A 1,994-nucleotide genomic window follows, 5' to 3' on the forward strand; every position below is an offset into this window, starting at 1 on the left:
CTAAGCGTCCAAGGAGAAATTGCATGAAATTTCCTTCATGGCGGAACGAATATTCACATTTATGACTATCCTCAGTAAGCACTGATAGCTCATGAGTAGTACGCTCCATGGTACGCCTCTGCGTTCTGCACATTAGCTATTCATAAATTTACCGTCATATCGAGTTAAGAAGGTATTTATGCACACTACTCTAACGGAAGAAAAACTTCCCATTCGATCCGGACGCTCATCGCTGACGGATAATGAACAGGATAGCGAGACGACTAACTCGCAGCCATTCAAACAGATTCCCACCGTAAGCGGCGCCGATGTGCACTTGCTCTATGTTGAAGCATTCAAGCGCGTCGCAAAAAGGTACAATGTTGTATTAGGTATACGGGCACCAAATCCATTAGGCGAAAGCTTACTTCGCGAAAACTACCCTTCAAAAAACTTCCATATGAAAGCGAAGTCGAGTCCATCAGGACCGACAGCAGGATTCATTGCAGAGAATCCTATTTATTCAAAAGTTAGCCGAACGGCCTATAAAAAACAGAGCGACTATATAGCCGCTGCAATCAATAAAGGAGCTAAAGCGCTTCCGCTTAAAATTAGCCGCTTGCGAATAGCAGAATTAGTTGCCGCTGAGGTGCTGACTCATCTCGGACAAGATAGGTATTGTGCTTGGTACCCAAGCGGACTGCAACATTTTAAAATTCGAAATGACGGTCTAGTGCTAGACGATAAATTGAAACCCGTGAGGGTCATGTCAAATTTACCGCAATCTGACGCTACCGGAGCTCCTCTTCCCATCACTGCAGACTACGACCTATTTACTATCATCCCCAAAGAAAGCCAATCCGTCAATACACGCCCGTTAAGAGCGGCGCCGAAGATGTTAAGGGGCAATTTTAACCTTGATTTTATCAAGCCTAAGGCATTATATGGACAACAGGAAGATCCTGACATGGGTAATCTGCACCAGTTTGGCAAAACCATCGTTCGTGCATTAAATAAAGAAATTGCACGCGAAGGATACCGAGGAGGTAACCTTGTTTGGCACAATGACGAAACAGGTAATCCATTTAGCCCCGGCTTTGACGCCGGTGACAAACCAATTTTCGTTCATCCCTCTCAACGCGTCAGTCAGTTCCATTCTTTAGCGGAAATAATAGGGTATTACAAGCGACTAAAAAGTGAAAAGTATGCACCCGAATACAGCCCAATCTTCGGTTTCTAAAAGTTTAATCGGCTTCATTAAGCAGACTGAGCCTAATGAAGCCACCTCAAATTAAAGTTACGCCCCCCCATCCTTTTTTTATCTCTAGCGTACTGATCAACCTGGCAATCTCCTCACTCCCTCGATAAATACGAGCAACACTTTAAAACATAAATTGTTACACCCAGCTAGCTCTATATTAAACTTTAACACGGTGCTTGCGCAAAATAATTTCTCTGCAAATAACGTAGTCTCTCTCACGCAAAAACGAACATTATTACCAAGCTTACGCTTCAGCAACTCCCCAGTGGCGCTGAACGCCGTTTGCGAAATAATTGCAACCGGCCAACAGGGGTAATTGTCGAAATGGCCCGCACATTTTTCCGGCGACAACGGACCTCCGGTAGCTTCGAGCCGCCCCTCGTGAACGACTGTGTAATAAAGCGAAATCGATTGTGCATAGGGCAAGTGTACCGCCCGTGTCAGATTTTAGTTTATATAATACTGTTTAAAACTACGCTTGAAGACTGCGGGCGACAAAATGACATACTCACATATTAATTCTGCCAGAGGTTCACGACCCCAGGCATTCGCACGGACCGTTAAATTTCTTTGATTCATACTAAGCGCCTGGGAATCTCCGAACAAGTCCCAAGATGTGATGAAATACGACTGACCACCTGACCCGAGCCGCCCATGAGCCAGATGAGCTTTTCCGATTTCGAATATGCCGACAAGCGCAAGCAGACACGCCGCGAACGCTTCCTCGCCGAGATGGATCAGGTCGTGCCCTAGA

The 1,994-nt window shown here is 45.5% G+C and carries 1 protein-coding gene; it reads left to right on the forward strand.

Features of this window, described 5'->3' with window-relative positions:
- The first annotated feature begins 178 nt into the window (after positions 1-178).
- Positions 179-1,219 (forward strand): CyaA/EF/ExoY family adenylyl cyclase toxin, encoded by a 1,041-nt coding sequence (locus KVH01_RS29360; RefSeq protein ID WP_217883794.1) that lies wholly within the window; start codon positions 179-181, stop codon positions 1,217-1,219.
- Positions 1,220-1,994 lie beyond the last annotated feature (775 nt).

Origin of the sequence: Pseudomonas khavaziana (assembly GCF_019145205.1) — a bacterium.
Classification (GTDB): domain Bacteria; phylum Pseudomonadota; class Gammaproteobacteria; order Pseudomonadales; family Pseudomonadaceae; genus Aquipseudomonas; species Aquipseudomonas khavaziana.

Excerpts from the sequence above, each read along its gene's own strand:
- KVH01_RS29360 (WP_217883794.1), top strand. The coding sequence starts at position 179 with ATGCACACTACTCTAACGGAAGAAAAACTTCCCATTCGATCCGGACGC.